At 56.0% G+C, this 15,385-nt stretch carries 14 protein-coding genes; 10 read left to right on the forward strand and 4 right to left on the reverse strand.

Annotated elements, in window-relative coordinates:
* The first annotated feature begins 3 nt into the window (after window positions 1-3).
* From ACNQ0W_RS16370 to ruvB, 4 genes are all read left to right on the forward strand, one after another.
* The gene (locus ACNQ0W_RS16370; RefSeq protein WP_003859747.1) at window positions 4-744 is read left to right on the forward strand and encodes a YebC/PmpR family DNA-binding transcriptional regulator; all 741 of its coding nucleotides are present in this window, start codon (window positions 4-6) and stop codon (window positions 742-744) included.
* Between the two features lie 34 nt (window positions 745-778).
* The gene (ruvC, locus tag ACNQ0W_RS16375) at window positions 779-1,300 is read left to right on the forward strand and encodes a crossover junction endodeoxyribonuclease RuvC (protein ID WP_014884319.1); all 522 of its coding nucleotides are present in this window, start codon (window positions 779-781) and stop codon (window positions 1,298-1,300) included.
* Between the two features lie 80 nt (window positions 1,301-1,380).
* Window positions 1,381-1,995: a Holliday junction branch migration protein RuvA gene (gene ruvA / locus ACNQ0W_RS16380; protein ID WP_003859751.1), complete on the forward strand. Its 615-nt coding sequence runs from the start codon at window positions 1,381-1,383 to the stop codon at window positions 1,993-1,995.
* An 8-nt stretch (window positions 1,996-2,003) separates the two neighbouring features.
* Window positions 2,004-3,014, forward strand: coding sequence for a Holliday junction branch migration DNA helicase RuvB (gene ruvB / locus ACNQ0W_RS16385; protein ID WP_003859753.1), 1,011 nt, complete (start codon window positions 2,004-2,006; stop codon window positions 3,012-3,014).
* Window positions 3,015-3,073: 59 nt separating this feature from the next.
* On the opposite strand, the gene znuB is transcribed toward ruvB, so the two are convergent.
* Window positions 3,074-3,859, reverse strand: a complete 786-nt coding sequence (znuB, locus tag ACNQ0W_RS16390; RefSeq protein ID WP_006811034.1) for a zinc ABC transporter permease subunit ZnuB — start codon at window positions 3,857-3,859, stop codon at window positions 3,074-3,076.
* Window positions 3,856-4,611 carry a zinc ABC transporter ATP-binding protein ZnuC gene (znuC, locus tag ACNQ0W_RS16395; protein WP_003859757.1) on the reverse strand — a complete coding sequence of 252 codons (756 nt, stop codon included), beginning with the start codon at window positions 4,609-4,611 and terminating at the stop codon, window positions 3,856-3,858. Before znuC ends, znuB begins: the two co-directional genes overlap by 4 nt.
* Window positions 4,612-4,688: 77 nt before the next feature.
* Between znuC and znuA the strand changes: the two genes are divergently transcribed.
* The 3 genes from znuA to lpxM all read left to right on the forward strand — a co-directional run bounded on the left by znuA (window position 4,689) and on the right by lpxM (window position 8,057).
* The gene (gene znuA / locus ACNQ0W_RS16400) at window positions 4,689-5,633 is read left to right on the forward strand and encodes a zinc ABC transporter substrate-binding protein ZnuA (protein WP_003859760.1); all 945 of its coding nucleotides are present in this window, start codon (window positions 4,689-4,691) and stop codon (window positions 5,631-5,633) included.
* Between the two features lie 15 nt (window positions 5,634-5,648).
* Window positions 5,649-6,968: a murein DD-endopeptidase MepM gene (mepM, locus tag ACNQ0W_RS16405; protein WP_062933466.1), complete on the forward strand. Its 1,320-nt coding sequence runs from the start codon at window positions 5,649-5,651 to the stop codon at window positions 6,966-6,968.
* 117 nt (window positions 6,969-7,085) lie between these two features.
* Window positions 7,086-8,057, forward strand: a complete 972-nt coding sequence (gene lpxM, locus ACNQ0W_RS16410) for a lauroyl-Kdo(2)-lipid IV(A) myristoyltransferase (protein WP_062933467.1) — start codon at window positions 7,086-7,088, stop codon at window positions 8,055-8,057.
* Window positions 8,058-8,100: 43 nt separating this feature from the next.
* Here lpxM and pyk read toward each other — a convergent pair whose 3' ends face one another.
* Both pyk and ACNQ0W_RS16420 read right to left on the reverse strand, forming a co-directional pair.
* Window positions 8,101-9,543, reverse strand: coding sequence for a pyruvate kinase (pyk, locus tag ACNQ0W_RS16415; RefSeq protein ID WP_116329853.1), 1,443 nt, complete (start codon window positions 9,541-9,543; stop codon window positions 8,101-8,103).
* 114 nt (window positions 9,544-9,657) lie between these two features.
* A complete protein-coding gene (locus tag ACNQ0W_RS16420) occupies window positions 9,658-10,527 on the reverse strand; it encodes a MurR/RpiR family transcriptional regulator (protein ID WP_003859769.1) in 870 nt (289 codons plus the stop codon).
* Between the two features lie 356 nt (window positions 10,528-10,883).
* Here ACNQ0W_RS16420 and zwf point away from each other — a divergent pair, with 356 nt between their 5' ends.
* The 3 genes from zwf (at window position 10,884) to kdgA (ending at window position 15,086) form a co-directional block, all read left to right on the forward strand.
* Window positions 10,884-12,359, forward strand: a complete 1,476-nt coding sequence (zwf, locus tag ACNQ0W_RS16425; RefSeq protein WP_003859771.1) for a glucose-6-phosphate dehydrogenase — start codon at window positions 10,884-10,886, stop codon at window positions 12,357-12,359.
* A 234-nt stretch (window positions 12,360-12,593) separates the two neighbouring features.
* Window positions 12,594-14,405 carry a phosphogluconate dehydratase gene (gene edd, locus ACNQ0W_RS16430; RefSeq protein WP_062933468.1) on the forward strand — a complete coding sequence of 604 codons (1,812 nt, stop codon included), beginning with the start codon at window positions 12,594-12,596 and terminating at the stop codon, window positions 14,403-14,405.
* 39 nt (window positions 14,406-14,444) lie between these two features.
* The gene (gene kdgA, locus ACNQ0W_RS16435) at window positions 14,445-15,086 is read left to right on the forward strand and encodes a bifunctional 4-hydroxy-2-oxoglutarate aldolase/2-dehydro-3-deoxy-phosphogluconate aldolase (RefSeq protein WP_003859774.1); all 642 of its coding nucleotides are present in this window, start codon (window positions 14,445-14,447) and stop codon (window positions 15,084-15,086) included.
* The last annotated feature ends 299 nt before the right edge of the window (window positions 15,087-15,385 follow it).

The raw sequence follows: 15,385 nt of genomic DNA on the forward strand, positions 1-15,385 counted from the left end.
TTTATGGCAGGTCATAGTAAGTGGGCCAACACCAAACACCGCAAAGCGGCACAGGATGCCAAACGCGGTAAAATCTTTACCAAAATCATTCGTGAGCTGGTGACAGCGGCGCGTCTGGGCGGCGGCGATCCGGCCTCTAACCCACGTCTGCGCGCAGCGGTGGATAAAGCCCTGTCCAACAACATGACGCGTGACACCCTGAACCGTGCCATCGCACGTGGCGTGGGCGGTGATGAAGACGCGAACATGGAAACCATCATTTATGAAGGTTACGGTCCTGGCGGTACGGCGGTAATGGTTGAGTGCCTGTCCGATAACCGTAACCGTACCGTTGCGGAAGTGCGCCACGCGTTCACCAAAACTGGCGGCAACCTGGGCACTGACGGTTCTGTAGCGTACCTGTTCAGCAAAAAAGGCGTCATCTCCTTCGAGAAAGGCGACGAAGATGCGATCATGGAAGCGGCGCTGGAAGCCGGTGCGGAAGACGTAGTGACCTACGACGACGGCGCTATTGATGTTTACACCGCATGGGAAGAGATGGGTGCCGTGCGCGATGCGCTGGAAGCGGCTGGCCTGAAGGCGGATAACGCTGAAGTCTCCATGATCCCGTCTACCAAAGCGGACATGGACGCGGAAACCGCACCGAAACTGCTGCGTCTGATCGACATGCTCGAAGACTGCGACGACGTGCAGGAAGTTTATCACAACGGTGAAATCTCTGATGAGGTTGCAGCGACTCTCTGATGAGAGCCTGTAAACCGTTTACGGGAGACGCGTGATGTCGATTATTCTCGGGATTGACCCCGGCTCACGCGTCACCGGCTATGGCGTTATCCGTCAGGTGGGACGCCAGCTAACCTACCTCGGCAGCGGCTGTATTCGCACCAAAGTGGACGATCTGCCGTCGCGCCTGAAGCTCATCTATGCGGGCGTGTCGGAGATCATCACCCAGTTTCAGCCGGACTTTTTCGCCATCGAGCAGGTCTTTATGGCGAAAAACGCTGACTCGGCGTTAAAGCTCGGTCAGGCGCGCGGCGTGGCGATTGTTGCCGCCGTGAACCAGGATCTGCCGGTGTTTGAGTACGCGGCCCGTCAGGTTAAGCAGACGGTGGTGGGCATTGGTAGCGCGGAGAAAAGCCAGGTACAGCACATGGTGCGTACCCTGCTGAAGCTCCCTGCGAACCCGCAGGCCGACGCCGCGGATGCGCTGGCCATTGCGATTACCCACTGTCACGTCAGCCAGAATGCGATGCAAATGAGCGAGTCGCGGCTCAATCTGGCGCGAGGCAGGTTACGATAATGATAAATCAGGCTGGATGTTTATCCAGCCTTTTTTTATTATGTCGGCAGATAATTTCTTCCAGAACGCAGGAGCGTCACGTGATAGGCAGACTCAGAGGCATCATCATTGAAAAACAACCCCCGTTAGTGCTGCTGGAAGTGGGTGGCGTGGGCTATGAAGTCCATATGCCGATGACCTGCTTCTACGAGCTGCCGGAGGCGGGCAAAGAGGCGGTTGTCTTTACCCAGTTTGTGGTGCGTGAAGACGCTCAGCTGCTGTACGGATTCAATAACAAACAGGAACGCACCCTGTTCCGCGAATTGATCAAAACCAACGGCGTCGGGCCGAAGCTGGCGCTGGCGATTCTGTCCGGTATGTCAGCGCCACAGTTTGTGAATGCCGTTGAGCGTGAAGATCCGGCTGCGTTAATTAAACTTCCGGGCATCGGGAAGAAAACCGCCGAGCGTTTGATTGTCGAGATGAAGGACCGCTTCAAAGGTCTGCATGGCGATCTGTTCACTCCGGCAGCCGATCTGGTGCTGACTTCCCCGGGCGCGCCTGCATCGGATGATGATGCCGAGCAGGAAGCGGTTGCCGCGCTGGTGGCGCTGGGCTATAAACCTCAGGAGGCCAGCCGGATGGTGAGCAAAATTGCTAAACCGGATGCCAGCAGTGAAACTCTGATTCGTGAAGCGCTGCGCGCTGCATTGTGAGGTAAAGGATGATTGAAGCAGACCGCCTGGTATCGGCAGGCACTATTCAGCCAGATGACGTGGTGGATCGCGCGATCCGTCCCAAACTGCTGGATGAGTACATCGGCCAGCCGCAGGTTCGTTCTCAGATGGAGATTTTCATCCAGGCGGCAAAGCTGCGCGGCGATGCGCTCGATCACCTGCTGATTTTTGGTCCGCCGGGGTTAGGTAAAACCACCCTGGCGAATATCGTCGCCAACGAAATGGGCGTTAATCTGCGTACCACCTCCGGCCCGGTACTGGAGAAAGCAGGGGACCTGGCGGCGATGCTGACCAACCTCGAACCGCATGACGTGCTGTTTATCGACGAGATCCACCGCCTGTCGCCGGTGGTGGAGGAAGTGCTCTATCCGGCAATGGAGGATTACCAGCTGGATATCATGATCGGTGAAGGCCCGGCCGCGCGCTCGATCAAAATCGATCTGCCGCCGTTTACCCTGATTGGCGCCACGACCCGCGCCGGCTCGCTGACCTCACCGCTACGCGACCGGTTTGGTATCGTGCAGCGTCTGGAGTTTTATCAGGTGCCCGACCTTCAGCATATTGTAGGGCGCAGCGCGCGCTACATGGGGCTGGATATGAGCGAAGAGGGGGCGTTTGAAGTAGCGAAGCGCTCCCGCGGTACGCCGCGTATCGCCAACCGCCTGCTGCGCCGGGTGCGTGACTTTGCCGAGGTGAAGCACGACGGCACTATATCGGCCGAGATCGCCGCCCAGGCGCTGGATATGCTGAACGTCGATGCTGAAGGTTTTGACTATATGGACCGTAAGCTGCTGCTGGCGGTGCTGGATAAGTTCTTTGGCGGGCCGGTAGGGCTGGATAACCTGGCGGCGGCAATTGGCGAAGAGCGTGAGACTATCGAGGACGTGCTGGAGCCGTATCTGATCCAGCAGGGCTTTTTGCAGCGTACCCCGCGTGGTCGTATGGCGACGGTGCGGGCGTGGAACCATTTCGGCATTACGCCACCGGCAATGCCGTAATGCATTGTTCCCTCTCCCTGTGGGAGAGGGCCAGGGTGAGGGCATCAGCGCCCTCGATGTTAATTTGCGGTCTTCTTCATCATACTGAAAATAAACAACACCGCCGCGCACAGTACCACCGACGGCCCTGCTGGCGTGTCATAAAACGCCGAGAAGGTTAACCCGCCCGTCACCGCAATCATTCCGATAATCACCGCGATACCGGCCATTTGCTCCGGCGTACGTGCAAAACGGCGCGCCGTGGCGGCAGGGATTATCAGCAGCGACGTGATGATCAGCGCGCCAACAAATTTCATCGCCACGCCGATGGTTAACGCCGTCACCAGCATCAACAGCAGCTTCACGCGCTGAAGCTTCACGCCGTCGACAAAGGCCAGATCCGGGCTGACGGTCATTGCCAGTAAATTCCGCCACTGCCACAGCAGGATCCCGAGCACCACCGCCACGCCAATGGCAATGGAAATGAGATCTTCGGGCGTGACGGCCAGCAGATCGCCAAACAGGTAGGCCATCAGGTCCACGCGGATGTTTGACATCAGGCTCACTACCACCAGGCCCAGCGACAGGGCGCTGTGCGCCATAATGCCGAGCAGGGTATCAATTGCCAGGTGAGGGCGTTTTTCCAGCCAGACCAGACCGGCAGCCAGCAGCAGCGTGACGACAATCACCGCATAAAACGGGTTCACGTCCAGTAACAAACCAAACGCCACACCCAGCAATGAAGCATGGGCCAGCGTATCGCCGAAATAGGACATTCTGCGCCAGACGACAAACGAGCCGAGTGGACCCGCGGCGCAGGCAAGCATAATCCCGGCCAGCCAGCCGGGCAGTAACAGTTCAATCATGAGTGTCCATTTCCCCGACGCAGGACAATTCGTCCCTGTAAATCATGGCGGTGATTGTGATTATGACGATAGATGCCCAGTTGCTCGGCGCCGCGATGGCCAAACATAGAGATAAATTCCGGATGCATTGACACCACTTCCGGCGTGCCGGAACAACAAATGTGATGGTTCAGGCACAGCACTTCGTCGGTTTTGGCCATCACCAGATGCAGATCATGGGACACCATCAGCACTGCGCAGTTTAGCTCCCGACGGAGCTGGTCAATCAGATCGTACAGCGCAACCTGGCCGTTGACGTCAACACCCTGCGTCGGCTCATCCAGGACCAACAGCTGAGGGCTGCTGAGCAGGGCGCGGGCAAGCAATACGCGCTGGGTTTCACCGCCCGACAGCTTTTGCAAGGGCGCCTCAACAAGATGTCCCGCCTGAACGCGTTTCAGCGCCGGGAGGATATCCGCTTTACGCGTACCGGGGCGGAGGCGCAGGAAGCGGCTCACCGTCAGGGGCAGGGTGGCATCGAGGTGTAATTTTTGCGGCACATAGCCGATACGCAATTTGTCTTCGCGGACGATAACACCTGCGTCAGGGGCTACCAGGCCTAATACGACGCGTACCAGCGTCGACTTGCCTGCACCGTTAGGGCCGAGCAGGGTGAGTATTTTGCCGGGCTTCAGATTCAGCGACACGTCAGAAAGGACGCGGCGCTGGCCGAATGAGACCGAAACATTTTCAAGAGAAACTAAAGTCGTCATGTCAATTTAAGCTTGCAGAAGTCATCTAATGTTATAATATCACATTCCACGCATTCTTTACGATGATTAGTCGCATTATGTTACAGAAAAATACGCTTCTTTTCGCAGCTTTATCCGCTGCTCTTTGGGGTACAACAGCACAAGATGTTAACGCCGCCGTTGTCGCTTCGCTTAAACCGCTTGGATTTATCGCCTCCGCCATCGCGGATGGGGTCACTGAGACCCAGGTTCTGCTGCCTGACGGGGCTTCCGAGCATGATTATTCTCTGCGTCCATCTGATGTAAAACGCTTACAGAACGCGGACTTAGTGGTCTGGATTGGTCCTGAGATGGAAGCGTTCATGCAGAAGTCAGCCAGACAGCTTCCCGCTGAGAAACAGGTGACGATTGCCGGGCTGTCCGGCGTGAAACCGTTACTCATGAAAGGCGCTGAGGATGAGGGTGACGAACACGACCACGACCATGCTCACGGCGAAAAAGGTGACGACCATCACCATCACGGCGAATACAACATGCATCTCTGGCTTTCCCCAGAGATAGCGCGGCTTACAGCGGTTGCAATCCACGACAAATTAGTGGAACTTATGCCGCAAAGTCGAATCAAACTCGACGCCAACCTGAAGGATTTTGAGGCTCAATTAGCCGCAACCGACAAGCAGGTGGGTAACGAGCTCGCACCGCTTAAAGGAAAAGGGTACTTCGTTTTTCATGATGCCTACGGGTATTACGAGAAACATTACGGTCTGACCCCGCTGGGGCATTTTACCGTCAACCCTGAAATTCAGCCTGGTGCGCAGCGTTTACATGAAATCAGAACACAGTTGGTTGAGCAAAAAGCGACATGCGTTTTTGCTGAGCCACAGTTCAGGCCAGCGGTCGTAGAAGCCGTGGCCAGGGGAACATCCGTGCGCATGGGAACCCTTGACCCGCTAGGTACGAACATCCAGTTGAGCAAAGCGAGCTATTCGCAGTTCCTCAGCCAACTGGCGAATCAGTATGCGAGCTGCCTGAAAGGAGATTAACGAGGAAGTGAATACGTGCAACAGATAGCCCGCTCTGTCGCCCTGGCATTTAACAATCTGCCTCGACCCCACCGCGTTATGCTGGGGTCGCTTACAGTTCTCACGTTAGCGGTCGCCGTCTGGCGGCCCTATGTTTACCACCCGAGTTCTGCCCCCATCATCAAAACCATCGAACTGGAGAAGAGCGAGATCCGCTCTCTGCTGCCTGAGGCCAGCGAGCCTATCGATCAGGCCGCTCAGGAAGATGAAGCGATTCCCCAGGATGAGCTGGATGACAAGATCCAGAATGAAGCCGGCATTCATGAATACGTTATTTCCACTGGCGATACGCTGAGCAGCGTCCTGAACCAGTACGGTATCGACATGGGCAACATCAGCCAGCTCGCCGCATCCGATAAAGAGCTGCGTAACCTGAAAATTGGTCAGCAGCTTTCCTGGACCCTAACGCCCGACGGCGATCTGCAACGTCTGACCTGGGAGATGTCCCGTCGCGAAACCCGCACCTACGATCGCACTGCAAACGGTTTCAAAATGACCAGCGAATTGCAGCAGGGCGACTGGGTTAACAGCGTCATGAAAGGGACCGTCGGCGGCAGCTTTGTTTCCAGCGCACGCGATGCCGGCCTGACCAGCGCTGAAATCAGCTCGGTGATCAAAGCCATGCAGTGGCAGATGGATTTCCGCAAACTGAAAAAAGGCGATCAGTTCTCTGTCCTGATGTCCCGCGAAATGCTGGACGGTAAGCGCGAGCAGAGCCAATTGGTGGGCGTTCGTCTGCGTTCAGACGGCAAAGACTACTACGCCATTCGCGCGGAAGACGGTAAGTTCTATGACCGCAGCGGTACGGGTCTGGCAAAAGGCTTCCTGCGTTTCCCAACGGCGAAACAGTTCCGCGTCTCCTCCAACTTTAACCCGCGTCGTCTGAACCCGGTAACTGGCCGCGTAGCGCCGCACCGTGGCGTAGACTTTGCCATGCCGCAGGGCACGCCAGTGCTGGCGGTAGGGGATGGTGAAGTGGTCATGGCGAAACGCAGCGGTGCTGCTGGCTATTACGTTGCTATTCGTCACGGTCGTACGTACACCACCCGCTACATGCACCTGCGTAAACTGCTGGTCAAACCGGGCCAGAAAGTGAAACGTGGCGATCGCATCGCGCTGTCCGGTAACACCGGCCGGTCGACGGGCCCGCACCTGCATTATGAAGTGTGGATTAACCAGCAGGCGGTTAACCCGCTGACGGCAAAACTGCCGCGCACCGAAGGGCTGACCGGGAAAGATCGCAAAGATTACCTGGCGCAGGTGAAAGACGTGATGCCGCAGCTGCGCTTCGACTAAGCTCTCCTGATTTAAAAAGCCGGCGACAGTATGCGCCGGCTTTTTCTTTTGTGCGCGGGCGGCAGCCTCGCTACACTATCCGCATATATTTTTGCGTCACCAGACCCTGGAACCCGCATGGAAACCAAAAAAAACAATATTGAGTACATTCCCGAGTTTGAAAAATCTTTTCGCCACCCGCGTAACTGGGGCGCCTGGATTGGCGTATACGCGTTTGCTGGCATGGCGTTGCTACCTGCTTCACTCCGCGATCCGGTGCTCGGTAAAGTGGGGCGCCTGGCAGGGCGCTTGGGTAAAAGCGCGCGCCGCCGCGCGCAAATAAACCTGTTGTACTGTTTCCCGGATAAAAGCGACGCCGAACGCGAAGCAATTATTGATGACATGTATACCACCGCGCCACAGGCCATGGCGATGATGGCGGAACTGGCGCTGAAAGGGCCGGAGAAGATCGTCGAACGCGTAGACTGGAAAGGGCTGGAGATCATCGACGAGATGCGTCGCAATGATGAAAAGGTGATTTTCCTGGTGCCGCACGGCTGGGGGGTCGACATTCCGGCAATGTTAATGGCGTCGCAGGGCCAGAAAATGGCGGCGATGTTCCATAATCAGGGAAACAAAATCTACGATTTCGTCTGGAATACCGTGCGCCGTCGCTTTGGCGGACGTTTGCACGCCCGAAACGATGGCATTAAGCCTTTCATTCAGTCGGTACGTCAGGGTTACTGGGGCTACTATCTGCCCGATCAGGACCACGGCCCTGAGCACAGCGAGTTTGTCGATTTCTTCGCAACCTATAAAGCCACGCTACCTGCGATTGGTCGTCTGATGAAAGTCTGCCGCGCCCGCGTGATCCCACTGTTCCCGACTTATGACGGTAAAACGCATCGCCTGAGCATTGAGGTACGTCCGCCGATGGACGATCTGCTGACCGCAGACGATCACACCATCGCACGCCGCATGAATGAAGAGGTGGAAGTGCTGGTGGGGCCGCATAAGGAGCAATATACGTGGATCCTGAAGCTGCTCAAAACGCGTAAACCTGGCGAAACAGAGCCGTACAAGCGTAAAGAGCTTTTCCCGAAGAAATAGGAAACCTTCACCCCTCTCCCCTTAGGGGAGAGGGGATCGGAGCTTACTCTACGGTCAGTACGCGGGTGGTATTGGTTGAGCCGATGGTGCTCATCACGTCACCCTGCGTCACGATAACGATATCACCGGACACCAGATAACCTTTGTCGCGCAGCAGGTTCACGGCATCGTGCGCGGCGGCCACGCCGTCGTTGGTGCTGTCGAAGTATACTGGCGTCACGCCGCGATACAGCGCCGTCAGGTTCAGCGTACGCTCGTGACGGGACATGGCGAAGATCGGCAGACCGGAGCTGATACGGGACGTCATTAGCGCGGTACGGCCAGATTCGGTCATGGTGATGATCGCCGTGACCCCTTTCAGGTGGTTGGCTGCGTACATCGCGGACATCGCAATCGCTTCTTCCACATTGTCGAACTGGATATCCAGGCGGTGCTTGGAGACGTTAATACTTGGGATCTTCTCCGCACCCAGGCAGACGCGCGCCATGGCGGCCACGGTTTCCGCCGGATACTGGCCCGCTGCGGTTTCTGCTGACAGCATCACCGCATCGGTACCATCCAGCACGGCGTTCGCCACGTCCATGACTTCCGCACGGGTCGGCATTGGGTTGGTGATCATGGATTCCATCATCTGGGTGGCGGTGATCACCGCGCGGTTCAGCTGACGCGCGCGACGGATCAGCGCTTTCTGGATACCGACCAGTTCAGGGTCGCCAATTTCCACGCCCAGGTCACCACGGGCAACCATCACCACGTCAGAGGCCAGGATCACGTCGTCCATCGCGTCCTGATCGCAGACCGCTTCAGCGCGTTCCACTTTCGCAACGATTTTCGCATCGCAGCCTGCATCGCGCGCCAGGCGGCGAGCATAGTTCAGATCTTCGCCGCAGCGCGGGAAGGAGACGGCCAGATAATCCACGCCGATCTGCGCTGCGGTCACGACATCCGCTTTGTCTTTATCGGTCAGCGCTTCGGCAGACAGGCCACCGCCGAGTTTGTTGATGCCTTTGTTGTTGGAGAGCGGGCCGCCGACGGTCACTTCGGTGAACACCTTCATACCCTGAACTTCCAGCACTTTCAGCTGTACGCGTCCGTCGTCCAGCAGCAGGATGTCGCCAGGCACAACGTCAGCAGGCAGACCTTTGTAGTCGATACCCACTTTTTCCTTATCGCCTTCGCCTTTGCTCAGGTTGGCATCCAGCAGGAATTTATCGCCGATGTTGAGGAAGACTTTGCCTTCTTTAAAGGTCGATACGCGGATTTTTGGACCTTGCAGGTCACCGAGGATAGCAACATGGCGGCCCAGTTTAGCTGCGATTTCACGCACTTTGTCGGCACGTAATTTATGGTCTTCTGGCGTACCGTGAGAGAAGTTCATGCGCACCACGTTGGCACCCGCGGCGATAATCTTTTCGAGGTTATTATCGCGGTCGGTGGCCGGGCCTAAGGTGGTGACGATCTTGGTTCTGCGAAGCCTTCTGGACATGTAATACTCCGTTGACTGAAACAACTTTGGTGTTGCGTGAACATAGAATCGGCCTTCATCTATCGCAAGGCAGTAGCGAGGGGACCGAATGCCGTAAATCGTACATCGTAGTTATTAGGGAACATCGCTCTTTATAAGCAATTCTTTATCAAAACGCGATTCTTTCAGGGCTTCCTTGACCCGCTTCAAGTTATCCCGGAATTTTGCGCCCCGGCGTAAGGTAAAACCGGTCGCCAGCACGTCGATGACCGTCAACTGCGCCAGGCGGGAGACCATCGGCATGTACATGTCGGTGTCCTCCGGTACGTCCAGGGTAATGGCGAGCGTCGCTTCCCGGGCCAGCGGCGTACCTGCCGTCGTCAGGGCGATGACCATCGCATCGTTGTCACGCGCGAGCTGCGCCAGCTCTACCTGGCTCTTGGTGCGGCCCGTATGGGAGATGAGTACCACGACATCATCTTCGCTACAATTCATACAGCTCATGCGTTGCAGCACAATGTCATCGGAGTAAATCACCGGCACGTTAAAGCGAAAGAACTTATTCATGGCGTCATGCGCCACGGCAGCGGACGAGCCAAGGCCAAAGAAGGCAATCCGTTTGGCCTGCGTGAGAAGATCAACCGCGCGATTCACTGAACTCATGTCCAGAGACTGGCGAACGTGGTCGAGCGTGGCCATTGCCGATTCAAATATTTTTGCGGTGTAAGCATCAACGCTGTCGTCTTCATCGACATTGCGATTAACATACGGGGTGCCGTTTGCCAGACTTTGGGCCAGATGCAGTTTAAAATCAGGAAAGCCGCGCGTATCCAGACTACGACAGAATCGATTGACCGTCGGTTCGCTGACGCCCGATTCCTGTGCCAGAGCGGCGATGCTTGAATGAATCGCCTGAGCGGGCGCGGCGAGAATAACTTCAGCCACTTTGCGCTCGGATTTGCTAAGGTGTTCCAGTTGAAACTGGATTTTTTCCAGCATGTTCATTGTTAACAAGACGCTCATGAGGGCATAAACGATTTCATAAAGAGATGAAACCTTGATTCGATTTAGCCGATATTACCCCCGGGACTCCCGAAAGGGTAATCGTCGACAAGAAATGTTGTTGTTTTTTTTCATTACTTGATCGACGTCGGGTTTTGCTCTGACCCTGTTGCGCAAAGAATCGACGTTTGTTGCGTCATCAGACGGGCGTAATGGCCCGGGCGACGAAAAATCACCGTATCGCACGCGACGTTAAGCGCTAATGGTTTCAGGAAACGCGTAAAAGCAGTACAGTGCATTGTAATAAAATTACAACGATACCTGGCAGAGTACCAGGCGATCTAACTGAGGAGAATGACATGGCGGTAACGCAAACAGCCCAGGCATGTGACCTGGTCATTTTCGGCGCGAAAGGCGATCTTGCACGCCGAAAATTGCTGCCTTCCCTGTATCAGCTCGAAAAAGCGGGCCAGATCCATCCCGACACCCGAATCCTTGGGGTAGGGCGCGCCGACTGGGATAAGGAGGCTTATACCAAAGTCGTGCGCGAGGCGCTCGAAACGTTCATGAAAGAGAAAATCGATGAAAGCCTTTGGGATAAGTTGAGCGGGCGTCTCGATTTCTGCAACCTGGACGTCAACGATGTAGGCGCCTTTACCCGTCTGGGTGAAATGCTTGACCAGGAAAATCGTGTCACTATTAACTATTTCGCCATGCCGCCAAGCACCTTCGGCGCCATCTGCAAAGGTCTGGGCGAGGCGAAGCTGAACGCCAAACCGGCGCGCGTGGTGATGGAGAAACCGCTGGGTACGTCGCTGGCGACATCGCGTGAAATCAACGACCAGGTGGGCGAGTTCTTTGAGGAGTGCCAGGTTTACCGTATTGACCACTATCTGGGCAAAGAGACGGTACTGAACCTGCTGGCGCTGCGTTTTGCCAACTCCCTGTTCGTGAACAACTGGGACAACCGCACTATCGACCACGTGGAAATTACCGTGGCGGAAGAGGTGGGCATCGAAGGCCGTTGGGGCTACTTCGACCAGGCTGGCCAGATGCGTGACATGATCCAGAACCACCTGCTGCAAATTCTGTGCATGATTGCCATGTCTCCACCGTCAGATCTGACGGCCGACAGCATTCGTGATGCCAAAGTGAAAGTGCTGAAATCACTGCGCCGTATTGACCGCTCCAACGTGCGTGAGAAAACCGTGCGCGGCCAGTACACCGCAGGTTTTGCCCAGGGGAAAAAAGTTCCAGGCTATCTGGAAGAAGAGGGCGCGAACAAGTCCAGCAACACCGAGACGTTTGTGGCGATCCGCGTGGATATCGACGACTGGCGCTGGGCCGGTGTGCCGTTCTACCTGCGTACCGGGAAACGTCTGCCGGCAAAATGCTCCGAAGTGGTGGTCTACTTCAAAAATCCGGAACTGAACCTGTTCAAAGAATCCTGGCAGGAACTGCCGCAGAACAAACTGACCATCCGTCTGCAACCGGACGAGGGTGTGGATATTCAGATCCTGAACAAAGTGCCGGGTCTTGATCACAAACACAACCTGCAAACCACCAAGCTCGACCTGAGCTACTCTGAAACCTTCAACCAGACGCATCTCGCCGATGCTTACGAGCGTCTGCTGCTGGAAACCATGCGTGGTATCCAGGCGCTGTTCGTCCGCCGCGATGAAGTGGAAGAGGCGTGGAAGTGGGTCGACTCCATCACCGAAGCGTGGGCAGCCGATCAGGACGCGCCAAAACCGTATCAGGCGGGAACATGGGGACCTGTCGCCTCCGTTGCGATGATCACCCGTGATGGACGCTCCTGGAACGAGTTCGAATAACCCCCCCTCTCTAGCCCAAAGGTGTTATTTTACCGGTAACATGATCTAACACAGCTAGTGGCATAATTTTTATCTTTTAAGCTCCGCGTGGATTCACCCGCGGAGCTTTTTTTATTACACTCCCTTCAGACATTTTGCCCCTGCGCTCCGGATAACAGGCGTTTCAGCGTTGTTAACAACCGTCAGAAACTGTGTAAACTCCCGAGCCTGGACAGATAAATTAGAGGAGCTTTTATGAATCCGACATTGTTACGCGTAACACAGCGCATCGTTGAACGCTCGAAAGAGACCCGTGCTGCCTACCTTGCCCGCATCGAACAGGCGAAGAGTGAAACTGTCCATCGCTCTCAGCTGGCCTGCGGGAATCTGGCCCACGGCTTTGCGGCCTGCCAGCCTGGTGATAAAGACGCGCTGAAAAGCATGTTGCGTAACAATATCGCCATCATTACCTCCTATAACGACATGCTTTCAGCCCACCAGCCGTATGAGGTCTACCCGTCTATCATCCGCAATGCGCTGCACAGCGTGAACGCGGTGGGCCAGGTTGCAGGCGGCGTGCCGGCTATGTGTGATGGCGTAACCCAGGGCCAGGATGGTATGGAGCTGTCCCTGCTGAGCCGCGAAGTGATCGCCATGTCAGCGGCAGTGGGCCTCTCTCACAATATGTTTGATGGCGCGCTCTATCTGGGCGTGTGCGACAAAATCGTCCCGGGGCTGGTGATGGCCGCGCTGTCGTTTGGCCATCTGCCAGCGATTTTTGTGCCGTCAGGCCCGATGGCTAGCGGTCTGCCAAACAAGGAAAAAGTCCGTATCCGCCAGCTGTATGCCGAAGGAAAAGCGGACCGTCAGGCGCTGCTGGAAGCGGAAGCCGCGTCCTATCACGCGCCGGGCACCTGTACGTTCTACGGTACGGCCAACACCAACCAGATGGTGGTGGAGTTTATGGGTATGCAGCTGCCGGGCTCGTCGTTCATCCAGCCAGATGCGCCACTGCGTAAAGCGCTGACCGAAGCCGCAGCCCGTCAGGTGACGCGCCTGACCGGTAACGGCAACGAGTGGATGCCAATGGGCAAAATGGTGGATGAAAAAGTCATCGTCAACGGGATTGTCGCCCTGCTGGCGACCGGCGGTTCAACCAACCATACCATGCACCTTGTTGCGATGGCGCGCGCGGCGGGCATTCTGATCAACTGGGATGACTTCTCCGAAATCTCCTCCGTGGTACCGCTGATGGCGCGTCTGTACCCGAACGGTCCGGCGGACATCAACCACTTCCAGGCCGCGGGCGGCGTGCCGGTACTAATGCGCGAGCTGCTGAAAGGCGGCCTGCTGCATGAGGATGTCAACACGGTGGCGGGCTTTGGCCTGCATCGCTATACCCTTGAACCCTGGCTGAACAACGGTGAGCTGGACTGGCGCGAAGGGGCGAGCGCTTCGCTCGATCCTCAGGTTATCGCAACCTTCGAACAGCCGTTCTCACCTCACGGCGGCACCAAAGTGCTGAGCGGTAACCTTGGACGTGCCGTGATGAAAACTTCTGCCGTGCCGGAAGAGAATCAGGTGATTGAAGCCCCGGCGGTGGTGTTTGAAAGCCAGCACGACGTTTTACCTGCCTTTGACGCGGGTCTGCTTGATAAAGACTGTGTGGTCGTGGTGCGTCATCAGGGACCAAAAGCGAACGGGATGCCAGAATTACATAAACTTATGCCGCCGCTTGGTGTATTATTGGACCGCCGTTTCAAAATTTCGCTGGTAACCGATGGACGCCTCTCGGGGGCATCCGGTAAAGTGCCTTCAGCGATTCATGTCACCCCGGAAGCCTACGACGGCGGCCTGCTGGCGAAAGTGCGTGATGGTGACATGATCCGCGTTAACGGTCAGACAGGCGAGTTAACCCTGCTGGTGGATGAAGCAGAGCTGGCGGCGCGTCAGCCACATATTCCTGACCTGAGCGCGTCACGCGTGGGTACCGGACGCGAAATGTTTGGTGCGTTGCGTGAGAAACTCTCCGGTGCGGAGCAGGGCGCAACCTGTATTACGTTTTAAGACGACTTGATTTTAACGATCTGGCGAGAGAAAACTCTGATGAAAAACTGGAAAACAAGTGCAGAAGCAATCCTGACCACTGGCCCTGTCGTGCCGGTTATTGTGGTAAACAAACTGGAGCACGCTGTCCCAATGGCGAAGGCGCTGGTTGCGGGTGGCGTTCGTGTTCTGGAAGTGACCCTGCGTACGGCCTGTGCGATGGATGCGATCCGCGCTATCGCCAAAGAAGTGCCGGAAGCGATCATCGGTGCCGGTACGGTTCTGAATGCGCAGCAGCTGGCGGAAGTGACCGAAGCGGGCGCACAGTTTGCCATCAGCCCAGGGCTGACTGAGCCCCTGCTGAAAGCCGCAACCGAAGGTTCTATTCCGCTGATCCCGGGTATCAGCACCGTTTCTGAACTGATGCTGGGCATGGACTACGGTCTGAAGGAGTTTAAATTCTTCCCGGCTGAAGCGAACGGCGGCACCAAAGCGTTGCAGGCGATTGCGGGCCCATTCTCCCAGGTGCGTTTCTGCCCAACGGGCGGCATCTCTCCGGCCAACTACCGTGACTATCTGGCGCTGAAAAGCGTGCTGTGCATCGGCGGCTCCTGGCTGGTTCCGGCGGATGCGCTGGAAGCAGGCGACTGGGATCGCATCACTAAGCTGGCTCGCGAAGCGGTAGAAGGCGCGAAACAATAAGCGATTCTCAGTGAGAAAAACGGGTCGTATGGCCTGATGCTGGTTACTTTATGTGACCAGCATGTATGAGTTCTTCTTCTTCTCCCCACAAACATTTTTAATATCCCTAACCGCCAGGCGTATCATTCTTCATTATTAAATAATCCCTCACTTATATATTTAATGAATAAATCATTCTTAATTTATCTGTGATAAGATTGCTTGGTCCTTTTTTATTTATTCTGTGAATAATTTTACTTCCCCTGAGTTAATTCAACTTGAAGTTGGGTATTTTAATAGGGGGGCGATAGGTGTATTGT

This window comes from Enterobacter cloacae complex sp. 6730903, from assembly GCF_048283985.1.
Taxonomy (GTDB): domain Bacteria; phylum Pseudomonadota; class Gammaproteobacteria; order Enterobacterales; family Enterobacteriaceae; genus Enterobacter; species Enterobacter hormaechei_C.

Coding starts and splice junctions, on each gene's coding strand:
- znuB (WP_006811034.1), bottom strand. CDS start 3,859: ATGATTGAACTGTTACTGCCCGGCTGGCTGGCCGGGATTATGCTTGCC.
- znuC (WP_003859757.1), bottom strand. CDS start 4,611: ATGACGACTTTAGTTTCTCTTGAAAATGTTTCGGTCTCATTCGGCCAG.
- ruvC (WP_014884319.1), top strand. CDS start 779: ATGTCGATTATTCTCGGGATTGACCCCGGCTCACGCGTCACCGGCTAT.
- ACNQ0W_RS16370 (WP_003859747.1), top strand. CDS start 4: ATGGCAGGTCATAGTAAGTGGGCCAACACCAAACACCGCAAAGCGGCA.
- znuA (WP_003859760.1), top strand. CDS start 4,689: ATGTTACAGAAAAATACGCTTCTTTTCGCAGCTTTATCCGCTGCTCTT.
- ruvB (WP_003859753.1), top strand. CDS start 2,004: ATGATTGAAGCAGACCGCCTGGTATCGGCAGGCACTATTCAGCCAGAT.
- kdgA (WP_003859774.1), top strand. CDS start 14,445: ATGAAAAACTGGAAAACAAGTGCAGAAGCAATCCTGACCACTGGCCCT.
- pyk (WP_116329853.1), bottom strand. CDS start 9,543: ATGTCCAGAAGGCTTCGCAGAACCAAGATCGTCACCACCTTAGGCCCG.
- zwf (WP_003859771.1), top strand. CDS start 10,884: ATGGCGGTAACGCAAACAGCCCAGGCATGTGACCTGGTCATTTTCGGC.
- lpxM (WP_062933467.1), top strand. CDS start 7,086: ATGGAAACCAAAAAAAACAATATTGAGTACATTCCCGAGTTTGAAAAA.
- edd (WP_062933468.1), top strand. CDS start 12,594: ATGAATCCGACATTGTTACGCGTAACACAGCGCATCGTTGAACGCTCG.
- ACNQ0W_RS16420 (WP_003859769.1), bottom strand. CDS start 10,527: ATGAACATGCTGGAAAAAATCCAGTTTCAACTGGAACACCTTAGCAAA.